The organism is Nonomuraea sp. 3N208 (genome assembly GCF_052245935.1).
Lineage (GTDB): Bacteria > Actinomycetota > Actinomycetes > Streptosporangiales > Streptosporangiaceae > Nonomuraea.
Map to the genome: position 1 here is coordinate 1 of NZ_JBQQBR010000194.1, position 531 is coordinate 531.

The 531-nt window shown below is 62.3% G+C and carries 1 rRNA gene and 1 pseudogene; one reads left to right on the forward strand and one right to left on the reverse strand.

Annotated elements, in window-relative coordinates:
* Positions 1–3 precede the first annotated feature (3 nt).
* A 5S ribosomal RNA gene (rrf, locus tag ACTWPT_RS60180) occupies positions 4–120 on the forward strand.
* A 52-nt stretch (positions 121–172) separates the two neighbouring features.
* Here rrf and ACTWPT_RS60185 read toward each other — a convergent pair.
* Positions 173–325, reverse strand: a pseudogene (locus ACTWPT_RS60185) (IS5/IS1182 family transposase); the annotation flags it as partial.
* Between the last annotated feature and the right edge of the window lie 206 nt (positions 326–531).

The following is a 531-nucleotide window of genomic DNA, read 5'->3' on the forward strand; positions in this document are numbered from 1 at the left end:
GGTTACGGCGGTTATGGCGGGAAGGAAACACCCGGTTACATTCCGAACCCGGAAGTTAAGCTTCCCCGCGCCGATGGTACTGCACTCGGGAGGGTGTGGGAGAGTAGGTCACCGCCGGACAATCTTTCAAACGGGAAGCCCCGACGCCAAGCGCGTCGGGGCTTTTCTGCGTTATGCTCACGTCGCCGGCGAGCCGGGCGTGGGTGTCATCGTTGCGCAGGTGGGCCAGCATCAGCAGTGCCTGTTGTGCCGGATCTAACCGCCGCCACCGGCAGCGGCGTTCGGCACGTTGTGCGCGGATGAGAGCGCTCTTCAGCCGTCTGATGACCGAACCATCAGGATGGAAGGTTCAGTAGCTGTCCCTCCAGCGATACCAAGGACCTTGGATGTGCTCGAAGTATGAAGGCTCTTCGAAGTTAAGCGGGGTTGAGGCAGCCGCGGCTCTTTCGCGTGGTGGCGCAGCGGGTGCGGAGTCGTTGGGATTCGGGGTTGCGGAAGCCGTAAGCGTCACGGGCGACGGTCTTGATCACG